19 protein-coding genes and 1 pseudogene are annotated in these 20902 nt (G+C 71.6%); 12 read left to right on the top strand and 8 right to left on the bottom strand.

What is annotated here, in order from left to right:
• Nucleotides 1-109 precede the first annotated feature (109 nt).
• The 8 genes from DAI20_RS13670 to lnt all read left to right on the top strand — a co-directional run bounded on the left by DAI20_RS13670 (nt 110) and on the right by lnt (nt 8753).
• The gene (locus DAI20_RS13670; protein WP_108251804.1) at nt 110-1102 is read left to right on the top strand and encodes an FKBP-type peptidyl-prolyl cis-trans isomerase; all 993 of its coding nucleotides are present in this window, start codon (nt 110-112) and stop codon (nt 1100-1102) included.
• Nucleotides 1103-1182: 80 nt separating this feature from the next.
• A complete protein-coding gene (locus DAI20_RS13665) occupies nt 1183-2226 on the top strand; it encodes a helix-turn-helix transcriptional regulator (protein WP_108251802.1) in 1044 nt (347 codons plus the stop codon).
• Entirely contained in the window at nt 2219-3208 is a 990-nt protein-coding gene (locus tag DAI20_RS13660; RefSeq protein WP_108251800.1) for a helix-turn-helix transcriptional regulator, read from the top strand. Before DAI20_RS13665 ends, DAI20_RS13660 begins: the two co-directional genes overlap by 8 nt.
• Before the next feature lie 2 nt (nt 3209-3210).
• Nucleotides 3211-3570 (top strand): hypothetical protein, encoded by a 360-nt coding sequence (locus DAI20_RS13655; protein WP_108251798.1) that lies wholly within the window; start codon nt 3211-3213, stop codon nt 3568-3570.
• Between the two features lie 2 nt (nt 3571-3572).
• A complete protein-coding gene (gene tatA, locus DAI20_RS13650; protein WP_108251796.1) occupies nt 3573-3869 on the top strand; it encodes a Sec-independent protein translocase subunit TatA in 297 nt (98 codons plus the stop codon).
• Between the two features lie 47 nt (nt 3870-3916).
• Nucleotides 3917-4672, top strand: a complete 756-nt coding sequence (gene tatC / locus DAI20_RS13645) for a twin-arginine translocase subunit TatC (protein WP_108251794.1) — start codon at nt 3917-3919, stop codon at nt 4670-4672.
• The gene (locus tag DAI20_RS13640) at nt 4669-7128 is read left to right on the top strand and encodes a DEAD/DEAH box helicase (RefSeq protein WP_108251792.1); all 2460 of its coding nucleotides are present in this window, start codon (nt 4669-4671) and stop codon (nt 7126-7128) included. The genes tatC and DAI20_RS13640 overlap by 4 nt, the downstream gene beginning before the upstream one ends.
• The gene (gene lnt / locus DAI20_RS13635; protein WP_108251790.1) at nt 7128-8753 is read left to right on the top strand and encodes an apolipoprotein N-acyltransferase; all 1626 of its coding nucleotides are present in this window, start codon (nt 7128-7130) and stop codon (nt 8751-8753) included. The genes DAI20_RS13640 and lnt overlap by 1 nt, the downstream gene beginning before the upstream one ends.
• 93 nt (nt 8754-8846) lie before the next feature.
• On the opposite strand, the gene DAI20_RS13630 is transcribed toward lnt, so the two are convergent.
• From DAI20_RS13630 to DAI20_RS13615, 4 genes are all read right to left on the bottom strand, one after another.
• A complete protein-coding gene (locus DAI20_RS13630; RefSeq protein ID WP_108251788.1) occupies nt 8847-9212 on the bottom strand; it encodes an RNA polymerase-binding protein RbpA in 366 nt (121 codons plus the stop codon).
• An 88-nt stretch (nt 9213-9300) separates the two neighbouring features.
• Nucleotides 9301-10098, bottom strand: a complete 798-nt coding sequence (locus DAI20_RS13625) for a glycerophosphodiester phosphodiesterase family protein (RefSeq protein ID WP_108251786.1) — start codon at nt 10096-10098, stop codon at nt 9301-9303.
• Nucleotides 10067-11056, bottom strand: coding sequence for an SPFH domain-containing protein (locus tag DAI20_RS13620; RefSeq protein ID WP_108251784.1), 990 nt, complete (start codon nt 11054-11056; stop codon nt 10067-10069). Before DAI20_RS13620 ends, DAI20_RS13625 begins: the two co-directional genes overlap by 32 nt.
• Entirely contained in the window at nt 11053-11529 is a 477-nt protein-coding gene (locus DAI20_RS13615; RefSeq protein ID WP_108251782.1) for an NfeD family protein, read from the bottom strand. The genes DAI20_RS13620 and DAI20_RS13615 overlap by 4 nt, the downstream gene beginning before the upstream one ends.
• Nucleotides 11530-11699: 170 nt before the next feature.
• Between DAI20_RS13615 and DAI20_RS13610 the strand changes: the two genes are divergently transcribed.
• A complete protein-coding gene (locus DAI20_RS13610; RefSeq protein ID WP_108251780.1) occupies nt 11700-12464 on the top strand; it encodes an SDR family oxidoreductase in 765 nt (254 codons plus the stop codon).
• Between the two features lie 7 nt (nt 12465-12471).
• Complete coding sequence (locus tag DAI20_RS13605; RefSeq protein ID WP_108251778.1) at nt 12472-12930, top strand: NUDIX hydrolase; 459 nt, start codon at nt 12472-12474, stop codon at nt 12928-12930.
• Nucleotides 12931-12954: 24 nt separating this feature from the next.
• Here the strand turns inward: DAI20_RS13605 and DAI20_RS13600 are convergent, their stop codons facing one another.
• Genes DAI20_RS13600 through DAI20_RS13585 form a run of 4 tightly spaced genes read right to left on the bottom strand, consistent with a single transcriptional unit; the run spans nt 12955 to nt 17702 of the window.
• Complete coding sequence (locus tag DAI20_RS13600; protein WP_108251776.1) at nt 12955-14421, bottom strand: NAD(P)/FAD-dependent oxidoreductase; 1467 nt, start codon at nt 14419-14421, stop codon at nt 12955-12957.
• Nucleotides 14421-15815 (bottom strand): NAD(P)/FAD-dependent oxidoreductase, encoded by a 1395-nt coding sequence (locus DAI20_RS13595; RefSeq protein WP_240606082.1) that lies wholly within the window; start codon nt 15813-15815, stop codon nt 14421-14423. Before DAI20_RS13595 ends, DAI20_RS13600 begins: the two co-directional genes overlap by 1 nt.
• Nucleotides 15816-15819: 4 nt before the next feature.
• On the bottom strand, nt 15820-17235 hold the full coding sequence (locus DAI20_RS13590; RefSeq protein ID WP_108251774.1) for an aspartate aminotransferase family protein: 1416 nt from the start codon (nt 17233-17235) through the stop codon (nt 15820-15822).
• A gap of 2 nt (nt 17236-17237) precedes the next feature.
• A complete protein-coding gene (locus DAI20_RS13585; RefSeq protein ID WP_108251772.1) occupies nt 17238-17702 on the bottom strand; it encodes an Lrp/AsnC family transcriptional regulator in 465 nt (154 codons plus the stop codon).
• 82 nt (nt 17703-17784) lie between these two features.
• Between DAI20_RS13585 and DAI20_RS13580 the strand changes: the two genes are divergently transcribed.
• Complete coding sequence (locus DAI20_RS13580; protein WP_108251770.1) at nt 17785-18816, top strand: agmatine deiminase family protein; 1032 nt, start codon at nt 17785-17787, stop codon at nt 18814-18816.
• A pseudogene (locus DAI20_RS13575) lies at nt 18813-20477 on the top strand (amidase); the annotation flags it as partial. The gene DAI20_RS13580 and the pseudogene DAI20_RS13575, both read left to right, overlap by 4 nt.
• Nucleotides 20478-20902 lie beyond the last annotated feature (425 nt).

Raw genomic sequence — 20902 nt, 5'->3', positions numbered from 1 at the left:
GTAGCGCTCACCTTGAGGCGCCCACCCCATACCTCGGGCGGACAGACCCCGGTGCCGCACTCAGTAGAATTGTGGCTCGATAAACCCCCCCTTCACGAAACGAGGATCCGTGCAGAAGACTGCCGCGCTCGTCCTGAGCGCCGGATTGCTGCTCACCCTGTCGGCGTGCAGCAGCCCCGCGCCGACCCAGGCGGAGGCCTGCGGCGTGCCGTCGGGCAACTCGTCGAAGGCCATCAAGGCGGCCGGTGCCGTGGGCGCCGAGCCGGACGAGGTCACGTTCCCGACGCCGCTCATCGCGTCGCGCACCGAGGTGACGACGCTCGACGAGGGGGAGGGCGACCGGATCGGCCTCAAGACCCCCGTCCTGCTCAACTTCGCGGTCTACAACGGCGCCACCGGCGACGCCATCAACCCGTACAGCCCGGTCAGCGTGAGTCAGTCGACGGGCGAGCCGCAGATCGTCACGCTGCAGTCGCTGAGCGCGCTGCCCGGCTTCCAGGACGCCATGCAGTGCGCGACCGAGGGCTCCCGTGTCGCCGTCGCGCTGCCCGCGAAGGAGGGCTTCGGCGCCGACGGCAACGCTCAGCTCGGCCTCGGCGAGAACGACACGCTCGTCTTCGTCGCCGACGTCGTCGAGGCGTACCCGACCCGTGCCACCGGCGACCCCCAGCCCGCGAGGAACGGCTTCCCGTCGGTCGTGACCGACCCGGACGGCGTCCCCGGCATCACCATCCCGGCCTCCGACGCCCCCACCGAGTACCGCGAGACCCTGCTGCGCAAGGGCTCCGGTGACAAAGTCGCAAAGGGCGACACCGTCACCCTGAACTACACCGGCGTCCTCTGGGACACCGGCGAGGTCTTCGACTCGAGCTGGGAGAACGGCACGCCCGTGCAGTTCCCCGCCCAGGAGGGCAGCGCGGACCAGCCCGGCGTCGTCAAGGGGTTCGCGGACGCCCTCGTCGGCGCCCGCGTCGGCGACCAGGTGCTCGCGGTGCTGCCGCCCGACGTCGCCTACGGCGAGGAGGGCAGCGGCGCCATCCCGGCGAACTCCACCCTCGTCTTCGTCATCGACGTTCTCGGGGTCGACAAGTCCGACGATTAGTCCTCACCGGACCGGTATCGAAGATTTGTTCGATATACTGGGTCCGGTGTGGGGGATTTCCGAGTCAATAGGATACGAACGTGGCTGAGCCGAAGAACGCTCCGCGCGTTCCCGTCGAGGAGCGCCTGTTCAGCCTTGTCCTGGCGCTGCTCGCGACCGAGTCCGGCCTGACGAAGAACGAGATCCTGTCGACGGTGCAGGGCTACCGTCAGCGCTACCGCACCGGCGGCGACAACGTGAACCTCGAGCGGCAGTTCGAGCGAGATAAGGACGACATCCGCGACCTCGGGGTGCCGCTCGAGACCACCGAGGCGCCGGACCAGCCCGGCAACAACCACTCGCTCCGCTACCGCATCCCGCGGGGCAGCTACGAGCTGCCGGCCGACATCACGTTCTCCAACGAGGAGACGACGCTGCTGAACCTCGCCGCCATGGTGTGGCGGGAGGGCTCCCTGAGCGGCGAGTCGCGGCGGGCGCTCATGAAGCTGCGGTCCCTCGGCGTCGAGTCCGACGAGCCCGTGCTCGGCTACGCGCCGCGCCTGCGCTCCCGGGAGTCGGCGTTCGACCCGCTGAGTGTCGCTCTGGAGCGGCACAGCATCGTGCGCTTCCGCTACCTGAAGCCCGGCGAGTCGGAGGCGCGCGTGCGCACCCTCGCGCCGCTCGCCCTCGTGCAGCACCAGGGGCGCTGGCACGTGCACGGCATCGACCAGGACGTGGCCGAGAAGCGCACCTTCCTGCTGTCGCGCATCGTGGGATCGGTGCAGCCGACGGGGGAGAGCTTCGCCGACGACGGCGGCGACCACGCCGCCAACGCCCTCGCCGAGCTCGACGCCATCTGGGCCAACGGCGTCGGCGTGCTCGAGGTCACGCCGGGCACGGATGCGGCCGCGAGGCTCGCGCGCCGCAAGGGCAGCGCAATCACGGCGGAGAACCAGCTGACGCTGCACTACTCGGACATGAACCTGCTCGCCGACGAGCTCGCGGGGTACGGACCCGAGGTGCTCGTGCTCTCGCCGCCGTGGCTGCGGGACGCGGTGCTCGCGCGGCTCGAGCAAACCGCCGCGGCCCACGGGCGACCGGTCCGAGGCACCGACGAGCGGCACGGGGAGGCCGACCATGGTTGACCGGCCGGCACCTTTGCAGGCGCAGGACAAGCTCGCGTTCCTCCTCGCCCTCGTGCCGTACCTCATGGACCACGGCAGGGTCAGCGTCGCCGAGGCGGCCGCGCACTTCCGGGTGAAGCCCGAGGCCCTGCGCCGTGCGGTGCGCCTGATCGCGGTGTCCGGCGTTCCCGGTGCCACGAGCTCCTACCAGCACGGCGACCTGTTCGACATCGCCTGGGACGACTTCGAGGACAACGACCAGATCGTCCTGACCCACATGGTGGCCATCGACGACTCGCCGCGGTTCTCCGCGCGCGAGGCGGCCGCGCTCATCGCCGGGCTGCAGTACCTGTCCGCCCTGCCGGAGAACATCGACCGGGACGCCATCGGCGCCCTCATGGCGAAGCTCGCCCGCGGATCGTCGGCCAGCCCGACCCAGGTCGCCGTCTCCGGTTCGGACAGCGACGAGATGCTCGGCCGCATCCGGCAGGCCGTCGAGGCGGGCCGGCGGGTCGAGTTCGACTACCGCACCTCTCGCGGCGACAGCGAGCGGCGCCGGGTGGACCCGCTCCGCATCGAGTCCGTCGACCAGGACTGGTACGTGCGGGGCTGGGACGCGGGACGCGGCGCGGTCCGCACCTTCCGTCTCGACCGGATGAGCGACCTCGCGGTGACCGACGACGCCATCGTGCGGCACCCGGGCGACGTCGCGCTCCCGGACGCCCTGTTCGAGCCGTCGGACGAGGACCTGACCGTGCGGATCGAGGTGGCGGAGGCCGCGCTGCCCCTGCTCGGCGACTATCTCACCGAGGACGCGCCGACGCGTCCGAGCGCGACGCGCCCGGGCTGGATCGAGACGTCGCTGCGCGTGGCGCACTTCCACGGGCTGAAGCGGCTCGCGGCCGGCATGCCCGGTGTGCTCACCGTGCTCGAGCCGGAGGCCGCGCGCGACGCGGTGGCGGAGTGGGCCGCGGCCGGCGCGGCTCGGTACCGTACCCTGTAGCCATGCCGTGGTGGTCGTGGATCCTCATCTGGGGCGGGCTCGTGCTCGCCCTCCTCGCCATGCTCGCGCTGATGGCCTGGTGGCTCTTCCGCAAGGCCGTCGCGGTCATGGACGAGCTGGGCCGGCTGGCGGAGAAGACCGAGGCCCTCAGCCGGATGTCGGCGACGCTCGCGGGAGACGACACGGCCGATTTCGTGCCCGCGGTGCTGCGGGAGCGACGCGAGGTCGTCGCCGCGCATTCCGCTCGCGCCCGGGAACGCCAAGAGCGTCGGCTGATGCGCAGGGAGAACAGGATCCTGCGCGGTAGAATGCTGACCCGCGCCGACTATCGGGACGCGGCCGTGCGGATCAAAGGAGTCTGAACATGCTTGGAAATCTCCAGGGCTGGCATTTCATCATTCTGGTGGTCGTCATCCTGCTGCTGTTCGGAGCGCCGAAGCTCCCCGGCCTCGCGAAGAGCCTCGGTCAGTCGATGCGCATCTTCAAGGGCGAGATGAAGACCATGAAGGACGAGAACAACACCGGTGCGACGCGCCGTGGTGGCGACGACGCCACCACCCGCCTCGACGACACCTCGGCGCCGGTCTACCCGCCCGCGGACGGCCGGAGCTACTCCGACCCGGTGACGCGACCGTCGGGTGACCCGCAGAACAAGCCCTAGTCTTCGTGGCCTCCCGTTCCCAGAAGCAGAGGAACGCAGAGGGGAGGATGTCCCTCGGGCAGCACCTCCTCGAGTTGCGCAAGCGACTGTTCATCGCCGGAATCGCGGTGGTGCTTGCGGCCATCGTCGGCTGGTTCCTCTCTGACTACATCCTGAATGCCCTGCGCAACCCCATCCTCGAGGTGGGGCAGGACCAGGGGCGTAACGCGACCCTCAACTACCAGACGGTCACGAGCGCGTTCGACCTGAAGCTGCAGATCTCGCTGTACGCGGGCATCATCATCTCCAGCCCCGTCTGGCTGTACCAGGTCTTCGCGTTCCTGGTGCCCGGCCTCACGCGCAAGGAGAAGCGCTACACCTTCGGCTTCTTCTTCTCCGCGGTGCCGCTGTTCCTGGCCGGCTGCGTCGCCGGCTGGTGGGTGCTGCCGCACATCGTCGAGCTCCTCACCCGGTTCGCCGGCGCGCAGGACTCCTCGCTCATCACGGCGAAGGACTACTTCGACTTCGTGCTGAAGCTCGTGCTCGCCGTGGGCGTCGCGTTCGTGCTCCCGGCGTTCCTCGTGCTGTTCAACGCCATGGGCATCCTCAGCGGCTCGTCGATCATCCGCTCCTGGCGCATGGCGATCCTCGCGATCACCGTGTTCACCGCGATCGCGACCCCGGCGGCCGACGTCATGTCGATGTTCCTGCTGGCCGTCCCGATGGTCCTGCTGTACCTGCTCGCCGCGGGCATCGCGCTGCTCAACGACAAGCGTCGCGCCCGGAAGGTGAAGTCCTTCGAGGCGGAGTACGGTCTCTCATGACGACCTACCAGCAGAGCCCCGCCGAGCGGTATGCCGCCTCTCGCAGCAGGGCCTCCCGGCCGCAGCTCGACGCCTTCCGTGATCGGCAGCGGTTCGACCTCGACCCGTTCCAGATCCGCGCCTGCGAGGCGCTCGAGGACGGCCGGAGCGTGCTGGTCGCCGCGCCAACGGGCGCGGGCAAGACGATCGTGGCGGAGTTCGCGGTCTACCTCGCCATGCAGCAGCCGCGGGACAAGATCTTCTACACCGCGCCGATGAAGGCGCTGAGCAATCAGAAGTTCTCCGAGTTCGTGCGCGAGTACGGCCCGGACGAGGTCGGTCTGCTCACCGGCGACACGAACATCAACTCCGGCGCCCGCATCGTGGTCATGACCACCGAGGTGCTGCGCAACATGCTCTACGCCGACTCCGACCTGCTGACCGACCTCGCGTTCGTGGTGATGGACGAGGTGCACTACCTCGCCGACCGGTTCCGCGGCGCGGTGTGGGAGGAGGTCATCATCCACCTCCCGCAGACCGTGCGACTCGTGTCGCTCAGCGCGACCGTGTCGAACGCCGAGGAGTTCGGCGACTGGCTGCAGGCCGTGCGCGGTGAGACCGACGTGATCGTGAGCGAGGAGCGCCCGGTCCCGCTCGACCAGCACGTGCTGATGCGGCACAAGATGCTCGACCTCTTCGACTCCTCCGGGCTCGCCGCGACGCACCGCGTGAACCCCGAGCTGGCCCGGCTGGCGAGCATGGGCGGCCGCGATCCGCGGGCGTACCGCCGCGGTGGCGGCGGCGGCGGCGCGGGCGGGGGAGGCGGCCGGGGCAGGGGTCGGCCCGGCCCGGACCAGGGCAAGATGCTGCGGCCGGACGTCGTGGAGCTGCTGCGGACGAAGCACCTGCTGCCCGCGATCTTCTTCATCTTCAGCCGCGCCGGCTGCGACGCCGCGGTGCAGCAGGTGCTGCGGGGCGGCGTCAACCTCACCAAGCAGCACGAGCGTGACGAGATCCGGGAGATCGTGGAGGAGCGTTGCCGCACCCTCCTCGACGCGGACCTCGCCGTCCTCGGCTACTACGAGTGGCTCGAGGGGCTGCAGCGCGGCGTCGCCGCCCACCACGCGGGACTCCTCCCCGCGTTCAAGGAGGTCGTCGAGGAGCTGTTCCAGAAGAAGCTGGTCAAGGTCGTCTTCGCCACCGAGACCCTGTCCCTCGGCATCAACATGCCTGCGCGCACGGTCGTGCTCGAGCAGCTCGAGAAGTTCAACGGCGAGGCGCGCGTTCCGCTCACGCCCGGGGAGTACACCCAGCTGACCGGCCGCGCCGGCCGCCGCGGCATCGACGTCGAGGGTCACGCGGTCATCCAGTGGAAGGACGGGCTCGACCCGCAGGCCGTCGCGTCCCTCGCCTCGCGCCGCACCTACCCGCTCAACTCGAGCTTCCGGCCCACCTACAACATGGCCGTGAACCTGATCGACCAGTTCGGGCGCGAGCGCACCCGCGACATCCTGGAGTCCTCGTTCGCGCAGTTCCAGGCGGACCGCGCGGTCGTCGACCTCGCCCGCAAGGTGCGTCAGCAGGAGGAGTCACTCGCCGGCTACGACAAAGCCATGCAGTGCGAGTACGGCGACTTCGGCGAGTACTTCGCCATCCGCCGGGAGATCGGCGAGGTGGAGCGCCGCGGCGCCGCCCGCGCGGACACCTCGAGCAAGGGCGAGCGCGACAGCCGGCAGCAGGAGCTCACCGAGCTGCGCCGGCAGATGAAGGCCCACCCCTGCCACCGCTGCAAGGACCGGGAGCAGCACGCCCGCTGGGGCGAGCGCTGGTGGCGGCTCAAGAAGCAGACCGACGCCCTGAACGCGCAGATCCGCAGCCGCACCGGTGCCGTGGCGAAGGTGTTCGACCGGGTGACCGAGCTGCTGCTCGGGCTCGGCTACCTGAAGCGCGACGAGAGCGGCGCCGTCGTGTCCACGCCGAACGGGCGGATGCTGAAGCGCATCTACGGCGAGCGCGACCTCCTGGTGGCCGAGTGCCTGCGGCACGGGGTCTGGACCGAGCTCGACGCGGCCAGCCTCGCCGCCATGGCCACCGCGCTGGTCTACGAGCCCCGGCGCGACGAGGGCAACCCGTCCGAGCGCTACCTGCCCCGCGGGGCGTTCCGGCCGGCGCTCGAGCGCACGGAGGAGATCTGGGCGCGGCTCGACGACCTGGAGCACGAGCGGCGGCTGCCCACGACGGGGGGCATCGCCACCGGCCTCAGCTCGGCGATGCACCGGTGGGCGCGCGGCGGGAACCTCGACGAGGTGCTGTACGACGCCGACCTCGCCGCGGGCGACTTCGTGCGCTGGGCGAAGCAGACCATCGACCTGCTCGACCAGCTCTCCGTCGTGGCCGACGGCAAGGTGTCCCGCAACGCCCGCGCCGCCCTCGATCTGGTGCGACGGGGGATCGTCGCGTACTCGAGCGTGTCCTGATGGCCCTGAGCACGTCCCCGCGGGCGGTGCCCGCGCCGCCGGCGGCCGGGCGCTCGCGACCCCACGTCCGCGATCGGGGTCAGCGGCTACCCCTGACCGGCGTTGACCGGGTAGATGGCGGGCGCGCGTCCGTGCCGCTCTGGCTGTCCCTGCTGCTCGCCGTCGCGTCCGGGCCGATCTCGGCCGCCGGCTTCCCCGACCAGGGCGTCTGGCCGCTGACGCTCGTCGGCGTCGGCGCGTTCCTCGCCGCGCTGGTGGGACGGGCGGGCTGGTCGGCGGCCGCCGTCGGACTCGTGGGCGGGCTCGCCTTCTACCTCACGCACATCTCCTGGCTCACCGTGTACCTCGGACCCGTGCCGTGGGCCGCGCTCTCCGGGCTGGAGTCGCTGTTCTGGGCGGCCTTCGCGGTGCCGATCGCGGTGGTGCTGAACCGGGGTCCCCGGCTCTGGACGGGTGCCGTCTCCCGTCACCTCGTTCTCCCGGCGGCCGTCGCGGCCCTGTGGACCGCCCGCGAGGCCGTCACGAGCACGTGGCCGTACGGCGGGTTCGCCTGGGGGCGGGTGGCCCTCTCGCAGAGCGAGAGCCCGTTCGCGCCGCTCGTGGCCTGGGTGGGCGTGTCCGGCCTGAGCTTCCTCCTCGTCGCCCTCGTTGCGCTCGTGCTGCAGCTGGCGCGCCAGGCCGGGCGTCCGGTCCTGCCGCGCCTCACCGCGGGCGTCGCGGCCCTCGCGGTGCTGCTCCTCGTACCCGCCTGGCCGGCCCCGACCACGGGATCGACGACGGTCGCCGCCGTGCAGGGCAACACGAACTCCGGGCTGCTGGCGGAGTACCTGCCCGGCGAGAACCTGCAGAAGCACCTCGACGCCACCGCGCCGCTGGTCGGCCAGGACGTCGACATGGTCGTGTGGCCGGAGAACGGCTCGGACCTCGACCCCTCGCGCTCGGCGGCGGTCGCGCGGGCCGTCGACCGCATCAGCTCCGCCATGGATGCACCGCTCGTGCTCGGCACGGTGACCCAGGCGGGGGAGGACACCTACAACTCGTCCCTGCTGTGGCTACCGGGGCAGGGGGTCGGGGACCAGTACGACAAGAAGCACCCGGTGCCGTTCGCCGAGTACGCCCCCGACCGGGAGTTCTGGCGCGCGTTCGCGCCGGACCTGATCGACATGGTGCCGCGCGGCTACTCGAAGGGCACCCGCGACACCGTGCTCGACGTGGGCGGCGTGATCGCGGGCATCTCGATCTGCTTCGACATCACCGACGACGCCCTGGTGCGGGAGATGACCGGCGACGGAGCGGAGATCATCCTCGCTCAGACCAACAACGCGGACTTCGGCCAGACCGAGGAGAACGTGCAGCAGCTCGCGATCGCCCGGCTGCGCGCGATCGAGATCGGCCGTTCCGTGGTGAACATCTCCACGGTGGGCACGAGTGCCATCATCGCGCCGGACGGCTCGACGATCTCCCGGCTCACGCCCTACGAGCCCGGCTCCATGGTGGAGTCGGTGCCGCTCGCGACCGCGGTCACCCCGGCGAGCCTCGTGGGCGCCGGGCTCGAGCTCGCGATCAGCGGCTTCGGCATCGCCGCCCTGCTGGCCGTCCTGCTGTTCGGCCGTCGCCGCGCCTGACCCCTCGGGTGGGGCGGCTATGGGCGGGAGCAGAAAGAACGCCCCCACCGCCTAAGGGGCGATGAGGGCGTGAGTGGGAAGCGTCGACCGGGCCTAGGCGCCGATCTTGTGCTCGCCCCGACGGGCGCGGAGGTACTGGAGCCGCTCTTCGAGCAGCTCCTCGAGCTCGGCGCGCGTGCGCCGCTCGAGCAGCATGTCCCAGTGCGTGCGGGGCGCCTTCGTCTCGACGGCCTCCGGCTGCACGAGTGCACCGGCGTCATCGATCAGACGACCCTCCTGGCCGCTCTTGGGCGACTCCCACACCTCGGGCACCTCGGCGTCGGCTGAGAACACGACGTCGAACGTCGTGCCGTCCGCTGCGCGGTACGTCCTCTTCTGTCGCGGTGAGAAGGTCACGCCCTCTTCACTCTGCAGGCTCTGCGCGCCGAGCCTCATTCCACGCAAGCTACGATCTGCCATCGTTCGGTCTCCTTCCGCAAAGCGTTCACACAATGCAACGCCGCGCTGTGGATAACCTTTCCTGTTCCGTCCCCTTCCCAGGTCTTTCTCAGGGGCGATGGTGCAGGGCGGCGCGCGCCTCGTCGGAGCGGTCGGTGACGACACCGTCGACTCCAGCGTCGATGAGCGCGCGCATGGCGAGCGGATCGTTGATCGTCCAGACGTGCACCTCGCGGACGGCGCGATGCAGGCGACGCACCATCCGGGGCGTCGTGGTGCGCACGCGCAGCACCCGGTCGGGCATCTGCACCGCGTCGATGCCGCGCAGGGCGACCCGGGCGATCGGGATCAGCCCGAGACGGCAGGCGAGCACCGCGAGGGCGAGCCGGGGCGCGGACGCGGACGTGGCCACGCCCGGAAGGGCGCGCACGGCACGCGCCCGTCGGCGCTCCGAGAACGAGGCGAGGAGGACCCGGTGCTCCGCCCCCAGGGCGGCGATGACCGCGACGCTGCCGTCCGCCGCGTCGAGGGACTTCACGTCGATGTTGAAGCGCGCATCGGGGAAGGCCTCGAGCGCCTCGCGCAGTGTGGCGACGCGCTGACGGGAGCCGAGGTCGATGGACCGCAGCTGGGCCAGGTCGAGGTCGGCGATCCGGGCGGAGGACCCGCCGAGCCGCTCCACGGTCCTGTCGTGCCACAGCACCGGCGTCCCGTCCCGCGTCGCGCGCACGTCCGTCTCGAGGTGGGTGACACCGAGCGCGAGCGCGTTCTCGAACGCCAGCAGGGTGTTCTCCGGAGCGTCGACGGCGAACCCGCGGTGCGCGATCACCCGCGGCATCTCGGCCGGGGTGAAGTACGCGGAGCGGACGGGCGCGCTAGGAGTCGGCCTGCGTCGGCCGCGCGTCATGGCTGGGGGCTGCGGCCGGCGCGGCACTGTGCGCTGCGCCCGTCGCGCTACCCGGGATCAGCGGGGAGCCGCCGGGGCCGAAGCCCGCGCCGACCGTCTTCAGCGCCTCGGTGAGCTCGCTCGGGATGATCCACAGCTTGTTCGACGGCCCCTCGGCCAGCTTCGGCAGCGTCTGCAGGTACTGGTACGCCAGCAGCTTCTCGTCCGGGTTGCCCGCGTGGATCGCGCCGAACACGGTCTGGATGGCCTGCGCCTCGCCCTCGGCACGCAGCACCTGCGCCCGGGCGTCGCCCTCCGCGGAGAGGATCGCGGCCTGCCGCGCGCCCTCGGCGGTGAGGATGGCGGACTGCTTCGTGCCCTCCGCGGTGAGGATCAGCGCGCGGCGGTCGCGCTCGGCGCGCATCTGCTTCTCCATGGAGTCCTGGATCGAGGCGGGCGGGTCGATGGCCTTGAGCTCGACGCGGCCCACGCGCACGCCCCACTTGCCCGTCGCCTCGTCGAGCACGATGCGCAGCTGCCCGTTGATGTTGTCGCGGCTGGTCAGCGCCTCCTCGAGGTTGAGGCTGCCGACGACGTTGCGGAGCGTCGTCGTGGTCAGCTGCTCGACGGCGCCGAGGTAGTTGGCGATCTCGTAGGTCGCGGCCCGGGCGTCCGTCACCTGGAAGTAGACGACCGTGTCGATGGAGACGACGAGGTTGTCCTCGGTGATGACCGGCTGGGGCGGGAAGGACACCACCTGCTCGCGCATGTCGATGAGCGGCCGCACCCGGTCGATGAACGGCACGAGGAGGTTGAGCCCCGGCATGAGGGTCTTGTGGTAGCGGCCGAGGCGCTCGACGACGCCCGCGTTGGCCTGCGGGATGATGCGGATCGAGCGGAAGAGGATCACCAGGATGAAGATGACGACGACCGCGAGCACGGCCCAGAGCACGATGGCGCCCACCGAATCGGATGTCATGAATTGGAGATCCTTTCTGCAGGGGCGACGTAGGCGGTGGCGCCGTCGATCGCCGTGACGAGGACCCGCTGGCCCTCGACGAGTTCGGGGAGGTCGACCGTGGGGGCGACCCGCGCCGTCCAGGTCTCGCCGTTCGACAGCTTCACGTGTCCGCCGAACTCACCGACGGTCGTGACCACGAGGCCGCTCATCCCGAGCAGTGCGTCGACGTTGCTGAGCGCCGGGTCACCGCCGCGCTTCAGCGCGCGCAGGAGCGGGGGCTTGAGGCCGAAGAGGAGCAGCACGGACACCAGGGCCGCGACGATGATCTGCAGCCACAGCGGAGCGCCGAGCAGGCCGGCGAGGAGACCGCCCAGGCTGCCGATGCCGAGCATCAGGAAGGTGAGCTCGAGGCTCAGCATCTCGACGATGATGAACAGCAGGATGAGCGCGAGCCAGAGGATCCAGGCGTACTCGGTCAGGAACTCGGTCATCGCCGCCCCTCTCCCTCGCGGATTCGTCTTCGTCGAACGCTATCAGTAGCCGCTGACCGTTCGGCCAGGGCCGCGCGGCACCGGGCCGGTCCGGCGGGCGCCCGTGGGATACGCTCGAATGCTGGTGGCCCGGCCCCGGGCCCGCAGGCAGAGCAGTCGAGGAGACACCCGTGACGGAACCCTTCGCCCCCGGAGCACTGGACGGAAAGCGAGCCCTGGTAACGGGATCCTCGCGCGGCATCGGCGCCGACACGGTGACCTACTTCTCGAAGGCCGGCGCGTCCGTCGTCGTCAACTACCGCAACAAGAAGGCCCGCGCGGAGAAGCTCGTCGGCCAGCTGACGGAGCAGGGCGGCACGGCCATCGCGGTCGGCGCCGACCTGACCGACCCCGACTCGGTGCGGCAGATGTTCGAGACGGTGCGCGAGGAGTTCGGCGGGCTCGACATCCTCGTGCTCAACGCCTCGGGCGGCATGGAGACGGGCATGGCGGCCGACTACGCGATGACGCTGAACCGCGACGCCCAGGTGAACGTGCTGACCGCGGCCCTGCCGCTGCTGCAGGAGGGCGCCCGCGTCGTCTTCGTGACGAGCCACCAGGCGCACTTCATCAACACGACCGAGACCATGCCGGAGTACGAGCCCGTCGCCCACAGCAAGCGGGCCGGCGAGGACGCGCTGCGCTCGATGATCCCCGAGCTGGAGGCGAAGGGCGTCGAGTTCGTCGTCGTGTCCGGCGACATGATCGAGGGCACCATCACCGCGACGCTGCTGGAGCGCGCGAACCCGGGCGCGATCAGCGCGCGCAAGGAGGCGGCGGGCAAGCTGTACAACGTGTCCGAGTTCGCGGCGGAGGTCGCGCTGGCCGCCGTCGAGCCGGTCCCCGCCGACCACACGAAGTACGTGGGCGACACGTCCGGCTTCGCCGGCGCCTGACCCCGGGATGACCGAGCGTCACGTCCGCAACACCGCCCGCGTCCTCCTCTACGACGCCCGGGGCCGCGTGCTGCTGTTCCTCACCAACTACTCGGAGAACATCGACCGGCCGCCGCGCTGGATCACGCCGGGCGGGGGCATCGATCCCGGCGAGACGCCGGAGGTCGCGGCCAGGCGCGAGCTGTTCGAGGAGACCGGTCTGTCGGTCGACGGCGTCGGCCCGACGGTGTGGGAGCACGACTTCGAGCGGCGGCGGATCGACGGCGCCCTCGACGTCGGCCACTCCACGTTCTTCGCGGTGCGCACGGACGAGTTCGCGCCGCTGTCGGACAACTGGATGCCCGAGGAGTTCGACGACATCCACGCGCACCGCTGGTGGAGCGCCGAGGAGCTCGAGGCCGAGGCCGCGCCCTTCGAGCCCGCCGAGCTGCCCGAGCTGATCCGCCGCTACTCGCCTTCCGCCTGATCGCGCCGTCGGGCGCGGCTCGGCTCAGGAGTCGAAGCCGACGCCGAGCGCGTCCAGGGAGCGCAGCAGCAGGCCGTCCTTCCCGCCGCGAGCATCCGACCGGGCGACCGCCCGTCGGGTCAGCGTGATGGCGGGGTAGCGCACGGGCTCCGGCGGGATCGGGATGGGCAGGGAGCCGACGGCGCGGAGCTCCGTCAACTCGGTGGGCTTTCCGGCGAGCAGGTCGAGCATGACCTTCGCGCCGAACCGCGTGGCCGCCACCCCGAGCCCGGTGTACCCGGCGCTGTACGCGACCCTGCCGTGCCACGCCGTACCGTGGAAGGCCATGAGACGGGACGACATGTCGATCATGCCGCCCCACGCGTGGCTGAACCGCACGTCGGCGAGCGGCGGGAAGGTGCGGAAGAAGTGGTCGGCGAGCAGGCGGAACGTCTGCTCGCGCCGGTCCTGAGCGGGGCGGATGCGCCCGCCGCGGTGGTAGACGGCGTCGTAGCCGCCCCAGAGGATGCGGTTGTCCGCCGAGAGCCGGTAGTAGTGGAACTGCCGCGAGGAGTCCGTGACCCCCTGCCGGCCGGTCCAGCCGATGCTCGTGAGCTGGTCGGCGGTGAGCGGTTCGGTCATGAGGGCGTAGTCGTACACGGGAACTGTGAGCAGGCGGGTGCGCCGGATCAGCGAGGGGAAGCCGTTCGTGGCCAGGGCGACGCTCCGGGCGCGCACCCGGCCGGCACGGGTCCGCACCGCGACGCCGTCGCCGTCCCGATCCAGCCCGACGACGGGGGAGCGCTCGTGGATGCGGACGCCGAGCTCGAGGCAGGCCCGGCGCAGTCCCCACGCCAGCTTGGCGGGGTGCACGAGGGCGACCCCCTCCGTCTCGAGCAGGCCCGCCCGGTACAGCGGGGAGTCGACGACGGACCGGACGCGGTCGGCGTCCAGGAAGGTGTAGTGCCCGGCCGGGGCCGTCTCGGCGAGCGCGCGGAGGCCGGGCACCTGGTGCGGCTCGGTCGCGACGGTGAGCCCGCCCGGCGTCTCGAACTCCGCGTCGATGCTGTGGCGCACGAGCGTCTCGCGGAACTCGGCGAAGTTCTCCAGTCCGAGCCGGTCCAGCTGCCGCCGCTCGTCCGGGAAGTGACGGTCGCCGTTCTCCGCCCCGTGGGTCAGCGTGCTCTCGCAGAAGCCCCCGTTGCGTCCGCTCGCCGCCCAGGCGATCTCCCGGGCCTCGAGGAGGACGACGTCGCGCTCCGGCTCCCGCTCCTTCGCGAGGAGCGCGGTCCACAGGCCGCAGTAGCCCCCGCCGACCACGACGAGGTCCGCGGTCGCGGCACCCGCGAGTGCCGGTTCCGGCGTCGGCCGTGCCGGGGAGTCGAGCCAGAACGGCACCGGGGACGCGGGCCGGAGGGCGGCGTCGATGCCCGCGGCGTCGCCGACGGCCCGCGGCCCGTACGCCGGTTCCGGCACGGCGGTCGGGCGGGTGGAGCGCCCCGCCACAAGCATCAGTGCCGCCCGGCGACGACGTCGGCGATGCGCGCGATCGCCGCCGTGCGCGGCCGGCCCGCGCGCTCGATGCGGTCCGCTGCCCCGTAGGCGGCGTAGATGCCCTGCACGGCGAGCCAGCGCAGCGGCTCCGGCTCCCACTTCCGCGCGACGTGCCCGACCCACGGAAGTCGGGTCAGCGCGGAGTCGTGGCCGAGGATGAGGTCCGCGAGCGTGCGGCCCGCCACGTTCGTGGTCGTGACGCCGGTGCCGACGTAGCCGCCCGCCCAGGCGATGCCGGTCGCGGGGTCGAGTCCCATGGTCGCCGCCCAGTCGCGCGGCACCCCGAGCACGCCGGACCAGGCGTGCTCGATCGCTGTATCAGCGGCGGACGGGAAGAAGTCGGTGAGGATCGCCCGGAGCTTCCGGATGGTCGCCTCCTGGGTGACGCCGTCGCTGTCCGTGCGCGATCCGAACCGGTAGGGCACGCCGCGGCCGCCGATCGCGATGCGGTCATCCGCGGTCCGCTGCGCATACATGTACACGTGGGCGAAGTCGCCGAGCAGCTCCCTGCCGCGCCAGCCGATCTCGTCCCGCACGTCGTCACCGAGCGGTTCAGTCACGATGAGCGAGGAGTTCATCGGCAGCCAGGTGCGGTGCTGGCCCTTGAGATTGGCCGTGAAGCCCTCGGTGGCGCGCACGACGACGTCCGCCGTCACCGTGCCGCGGTCGGTCACGGCGGCGTGCGGGCGGATCTCCCGGACCGGCGTCTGCTCGTGGATGCGCACGCCGAGCGCCTCGACGGCGCGGGCCAGCCCGCTCACCAGCTGCGCCGGGTTGACCCGCGCGCAGTGCGGGTGCCACACGGCGCCGACCGCGCCGCGCACCGCGACGCGCTCGGTCGCCGCCTCGGCGGACAGGACCTCGAGGTCCGTGGCCGGCCACGCCGCCTCCGCCTTCGCGAACGCCCGGAGCCGGCCGAGCTGGGCGGGAGACGTGGCGACCGTGAGCTCGCCGCCCTTCACGATGCCCGCGTCGATGCCCTCAGCCCGCGTCACGCGGATCACCTCGTCCACCGCGTCGTTGAGGACGCGCTGCATCTCGGCGATCTCGCCGCGGCTGCGGGAGGCCAGGTAGCGGTCCCGGCCGCCCGTGATGGTGTTGGTGAGCCAGCCGCCGTTGCGTCCCGACGCGCCGAAGCCGGCGAACTCCGACTCGAGCACCACGACATCGAGGTGCGGGGCCGCGCGCTTCAGGTAGTACGCCGTCCACAGGCCGGTGAAGCCCGCGCCGACGATGCAGACGTCGGCGCCGATCGAGCCGGGAAGCGGCGCCCGGGCGGCGGGCAGGCCGAGCTGCGTCCACCAGAACGACACGTTGCCGTTCCGGGTCCCGCCCTCCGCCACGCCGGTCACCCGCCTAGAGCCGCGCCCACGCCTCGGTGAGCACCCCGCGCAGGATGCCCTCGATCTCGTCGAACTCCTTCTGCCCCACCGTGAGCGGCGGAGCGAGCTGGATGACGGGGTCGCCGCGGTCGTCGGCCCGGCAGTACAGCCCGGCGTCGAAGAGCGCCGTCGACAGGAAGCCGCGTAGGAGGCGCTCGGACTCGTCGTCGTCGAACGTGAGCTTCGTCGACTTGTCCTTCACCAGCTCGATGCCGAAGAAGTACCCGTCGCCGCGCACGTCACCGACGATGGGGAGGTCGAGCAGCTTCTCGAGCGTCGCCCGGAAAGCCGGCGAGTTCTCTCGCACGTTCTGGTTGAGCCGCTCCTCCTCGAAGATGTCGAGATTCGCGAGCGCCACGGCCGCCGACACGGGGTGCCCGCCGAAGGTGTAGCCGTGCGGGAAGGACGCGTTGCCGTGCTTGAAGGGCTCGTAGATCCGGTCGCTGACGATGGTCGCGCCGATGGGGGAGTACCCGCTCGTCATGCCCTTCGCGCAGGTGATCATGTCCGGCACGAATCCGTAGGTGTCGCAGGCGAAGAACTCGCCGATTCGGCCGAACGCGCAGATCACCTCGTCGCTCACGAGCAGCACGTCGTACTTGTCGCAGATCTCCCGCACCCGCTGGAAGTAGCCGGGCGGAGGCGGGAAGCAACCGCCGCTGTTCTGCACGGGCTCGAGGAAGACCGCGGCGACCGTCTCGGGCCCCTCGAACTCGATCATCTCCTCGATGCGGTTGGCCGACCACTGCCCGAAGGCCTCGAGGTCGTCCGCGTGCTCGGGGGCGCGGTAGAAGTTCGTGTTCGGCACGCGGAAGCCGCCCGGGGTCACGGGCTCGAACATCTGCTTCATCGCGGGGATGCCCGTGATGGCCAGGGCGCCCTGCGTCGTGCCGTGGTAGGCGACGGAGCGCGAGATGACCTTGTGCTTCGTCGGGCGGCCCTGCAGCTTCCAGTAGTACTTGGCGAGCTTGAACGCCGTCTCCACCGCCTCGCCGCCGCCGCTCGAGAAGAAGACGCGGTTGAGGTCGCCCGGCGCGTAGGAGGCGAGGCGCTCGGCCAGCTCGATCGCCGACGGGTGCGCGTAGGACCAGAGCGGGAAGAACGCGAGCTCCTCGGCCTGCTTCGCCGCGACCTCGGCGAGCCGCCGGCGCCCGTGGCCCGCGTTGACCACGAACAGGCCGCTCAGCCCGTCGAAGTACTTCCGGCCCCGGCTGTCCCAGATGTGGTGCCCGTCGCCCTTCACGATGATGGGCACCCCGTCGCCGTCCTCCATCACCGACTGGCGGGAGAAGTGCATCCACAGGTGGTCCTTGGCCGCGCTGCGCAGCCGGGCGTCACGGGCCGACGCGGGGTCGTCGTGAACGGATACGGGAGTCTCGGTCGTGGTCATGGTTATCTCGTTCCCCAGTTGTAGAACTGCTTCTGAAGTTTCAGGTAGACGAACGTCTCGGTGGACCGGACGCCCTCGATGGCGCGGATCTCCTTGTTCAGGAGGGTGATGAGCTGGTCGTCGTTCTCGCACACGACCTCGGCCAGGATGTCGAAGCTGCCCGCCGTGAGCACGACGTAGTCGACCGCGGACATGGCGCTGAGCGCCGCGGCCACCTCGGTGGTGTCACCCGACACGGTGATGCCGATCATCGCCTGGCGGAAGAAGCCGAGCTGCATGGGGTCCGTCACGGCGACGATCTGCATGACGCCGGACTCCGTGAGCTTCTGCACGCGTTGGCGCACGGCCGCCTCGCTCAGCCCGACGGCTTTGCCGATCTCCGCGTAGGAGCGGCGTCCGTCGTGCTGCAACTGCTCGACGATGGCCCGGGAGATGTCGTCGAGCTGGGTGCGGGTCTCCCTGCTCATTGCTCGATAATGTCAGTGTCACCGCCCTTCGGCAAGCGAATCAGTGGTGGAAACGGTGGTAGAGCGACGAAAGGAGCAGCCGATGACCTGGCGCATGCCCGCCGAGACGGCCCCGCAGGACCGCGTCTGGGTGGCGTTCCCCCGCGAGGGCGACACGCTCGGCGCCGACCCCGCCTCCGCGACCGAGGCCTATGCGGCGTGGTCGGCGGTCGCGAACGCCACGGCCGAGTTCACCCCGGTGACCATGGTGGTCGACCCCTCGGAGCGGGACCGCGCTGCGCGGTTGCTCTCCGCCGCCGTCGAGGTGCTGATCGCCCCGCTCGACGACTTCTGGATGCGTGACATCGGTCCCACCTTCGTCCTCGGCGGGGACGGCGCGCTCGCCGCGGTGGACTGGACGTTCAACGGCTGGGGCGCCACGAACTGGCGCGCCTGGGAGAACGACCGCCGCATCGGGCGGGTCGTCGCGGAGGCCGCGGGCGTGCCGGTTCTCCCGTCGCTCCTGGTGAACGAGGGCGGCGGCATCCACGTGGACGGGGAGGGCACGGTGCTGCTCACGGAGACGGTTCAGCTGGACCCCCTGCGGAACCCGTTCACCGACCGGGCCGGTGTCGAGGCGGAGCTCGCGCGAACGATCGGGGCCGACACGTTCGTCTGGCTCCCGCGCGGCCTGCACCGCGACTACGAGGAGCTTGGCACCCGCGGGCACGTCGACATGGTCGCCACCATCCCGTCCCCCGGCCGCATCCTCCTGCACGCGCAGGAGGATGCGTCCCACCCGGACTTCGCGCTGACCCGGGGGCTCAGGGAGGTGCTCTCCGCCTCCCGCGACGCCGCGGGGCGTTCGTGGGAGATCGTCGACCTGCCGGCGCCCGAGACGTTGCGCGACGCGCACGGGTTCGTGGACTGGAGCTACGTGAACCACCTGGTCACCAACGGCGGCGTGATCGCCTGCGGGTACGGCGAGGAGCGCGCCGACGCCAGGGCGCGGGCGATCCTCGCCGACGCGTATCCGGGGCGGACCGTCGTCACCGTCGACGCCCGCCCGATCCTGGAGCGCGGTGGCGGCATCCACTGCATAACCCAGCAGCAGCCGACGGCGGGTGCGCGATGACCGGGCCGGCGCTCACCCTCGTCGAGGCCACCATCGCCGACCTTCGGGGCGCGCTGGAGTCCGGCACCGTCACGAGCGTCGAGCTTGTTGCGGCGTACCTCGACCGGATCGGCCGGTACGACCGGCACGGCATCGCGCTGAACGCGGTGCCGGTGCTGAACCCCCGCATGTTCGACGAGGCCCGCGCGTCGGACGAGCGACGCGGGTCGGGAGCCATCCTCGGACCGCTGGACGGCATCCCGTACACCGCGAAGGACAGCTACCTGGCCGAGGGTCTCACGGTTGCGGCGGGCTCGCCGGCGTTCGAGCACCTGGTCGCGCGGGCGGACGCCTTCGCCATCGAGCGGCTCCGGGCGGCGGGGGCGGTGCTGATCGGGCTCACGAACATGCCCCCGATGGCCAACGGCGGCATGCAGCGCGGCCTCTACGGCCGCGCCGAGAGCCCCTACAACCCGGACTACCTGACGGCAGCGTTCGGCTCGGGCTCGTCGAACGGGTCGGGCACCGCGACGGCGGCGAGCTTCGCCGCCTTCGGCCTGGCGGAGGAGACGTGGTCGTCGGGCCGAGCCCCGGCGTCCAACAACGCCCTCGTCGCGTACACCCCGTCGCGCGGCCTCATCTCGGTGCGCGGCAACTGGCCGCTCGTGCCCACCATGGACGTCGTCGTGCCGCACACGCGCACGATGCAGGACCTCCTCGAACTGCTCGACGTGCTCGTGGTGGACGATCCCGACCCGCGCGGGGACTTCTGGCGGCGGCAGCCCTGGGTTCCGATCCCCGCGCCGTCCTCGGTGCGCCCGCCCCGGTTCGCGGACTGCCTGCGTCCCGGCGCGCTGCGGGGGAGGCGTTTCGGCGTCCCCCGGATGTACGTGAACGCCGACCCGGACGCCGCACGCCCGATCGAGACGCGGGACTCGGTGCTCCGGCTGTGGCGGGCAGCGGCGGCCGACCTGCGGCAGCAGGGCGCCGAGGTCGTCGAGGTCGACTTCCCCGCGCTGTCGAACTACGAGCGCGATCGACCCGGCGCCCGCTCCATGGTCGAGCGCGGCATCGTGCCCGACGGCTTCGCCGACCGCGAGCTGTGGGACCTGTCGATCTGGGCCTGGGACGACTTCCTCCGCGCGAACGGCGACCCCGCCATCCCGGACCTGACCGCCGTCGACGGCCCGAGGATCTTCCCGGCGCCTCCGGGCGCGCTCACCGACCGGTACGGGCCGGACGACATCGACCTGGCCGAGTACGTGACCCGGGCCCGGGCGGGCGTGTTGCCGCTCGAGGAGATCCCCGACATCGCGGACGGCATCCGTGGCCTCGAGGAGACCCGCCGCGTCGACTTCGAGCACTGGCTCGACGACGTGGGACTCGACGGCATCGTGCTGCCCGCGGTCGCGGACGTCGGGCCGGCGGACGCCGACGTCGATGAGACGTCGGCTCGGCTGGCCTGGCGCAACGGCACCTGGGTCGCGAACGGCAACCTCGTGTTCCGGCACCTCGGCATCCCCACGGTCACGGTGCCGATGGGCACCATGGACGACATCGGGATGCCGGTCGGGCTGACCTTCGCCGGCCGCGCCTACCGCGACGCCGACCTGCTGACGTTCGCCGCCGGGTTCGAGGCCGTCCGCCCGCGCCGCACGCCGCCGCCGCGCACCCCCGCCCTGCCGGGCGACGTCTTCCCCGGGGGGCGCCGGCCCGGATTCCGTTCGTCCGGAACCCGGATCCCGACCGGAACCTCGACCGAGATCCCTTCCGGAGCCGCCACCGCGGATCTCGCGAGCGGCCGGCTCGAGCTGCGGGCCGAGGTCCACCCGGTCGCCGGGGAGCCCGGGCAGGACGAGGTCGTGGTGGCGCTCGAGCTGCGCGGCGCGCCGATGCGCCCGGCGAGCGCGCGCATCGCGGTCAACGGCGAGGCCGTGCCGGTCGCGGTCGACGGGGACTCCGTCACCGCGCGGGTGAGGGTCTCGGCGGACACCCACCGCCGCGTGCACAGCCCGTGGCGCGATCCCTACGGCTCGGTGATCACGGCCGTCGTCACCCTGCGGGGGGGCGCCGTCCTGGGGGCGTACACCGTCGCGGGCGGCGTCGC

This window comes from Planctomonas deserti (assembly GCF_003067705.1).
Lineage (GTDB): Bacteria > Actinomycetota > Actinomycetes > Actinomycetales > Microbacteriaceae > Planctomonas > Planctomonas deserti.
The sequence above is the reverse complement of the archived record's forward strand: the minus strand, read 5'-3'. Positions and strand labels throughout refer to the sequence as shown.

Bases quoted from the DNA above. Each gene is read 5' to 3' on its own strand.
- tatA (WP_108251796.1), top strand. From the start codon at position 3,573: ATGCTTGGAAATCTCCAGGGCTGGCATTTCATCATTCTGGTGGTCGTC.
- DAI20_RS13640 (WP_108251792.1), top strand. From the start codon at position 4,669: ATGACGACCTACCAGCAGAGCCCCGCCGAGCGGTATGCCGCCTCTCGC.
- DAI20_RS13605 (WP_108251778.1), top strand. From the start codon at position 12,472: ATGACCGAGCGTCACGTCCGCAACACCGCCCGCGTCCTCCTCTACGAC.
- lnt (WP_108251790.1), top strand. From the start codon at position 7,128: ATGGCCCTGAGCACGTCCCCGCGGGCGGTGCCCGCGCCGCCGGCGGCC.
- DAI20_RS13615 (WP_108251782.1), bottom strand. From the start codon at position 11,529: ATGACCGAGTTCCTGACCGAGTACGCCTGGATCCTCTGGCTCGCGCTC.
- DAI20_RS13625 (WP_108251786.1), bottom strand. From the start codon at position 10,098: ATGACGCGCGGCCGACGCAGGCCGACTCCTAGCGCGCCCGTCCGCTCC.
- DAI20_RS13655 (WP_108251798.1), top strand. From the start codon at position 3,211: ATGCCGTGGTGGTCGTGGATCCTCATCTGGGGCGGGCTCGTGCTCGCC.
- DAI20_RS13620 (WP_108251784.1), bottom strand. From the start codon at position 11,056: ATGACATCCGATTCGGTGGGCGCCATCGTGCTCTGGGCCGTGCTCGCG.
- DAI20_RS13630 (WP_108251788.1), bottom strand. From the start codon at position 9,212: ATGGCAGATCGTAGCTTGCGTGGAATGAGGCTCGGCGCGCAGAGCCTG.
- DAI20_RS13585 (WP_108251772.1), bottom strand. From the start codon at position 17,702: ATGAGCAGGGAGACCCGCACCCAGCTCGACGACATCTCCCGGGCCATC.
- DAI20_RS13590 (WP_108251774.1), bottom strand. From the start codon at position 17,235: ATGACCACGACCGAGACTCCCGTATCCGTTCACGACGACCCCGCGTCG.
- tatC (WP_108251794.1), top strand. From the start codon at position 3,917: ATGTCCCTCGGGCAGCACCTCCTCGAGTTGCGCAAGCGACTGTTCATC.
- DAI20_RS13600 (WP_108251776.1), bottom strand. From the start codon at position 14,421: ATGCTTGTGGCGGGGCGCTCCACCCGCCCGACCGCCGTGCCGGAACCG.
- DAI20_RS13580 (WP_108251770.1), top strand. From the start codon at position 17,785: ATGACCTGGCGCATGCCCGCCGAGACGGCCCCGCAGGACCGCGTCTGG.
- DAI20_RS13660 (WP_108251800.1), top strand. From the start codon at position 2,219: ATGGTTGACCGGCCGGCACCTTTGCAGGCGCAGGACAAGCTCGCGTTC.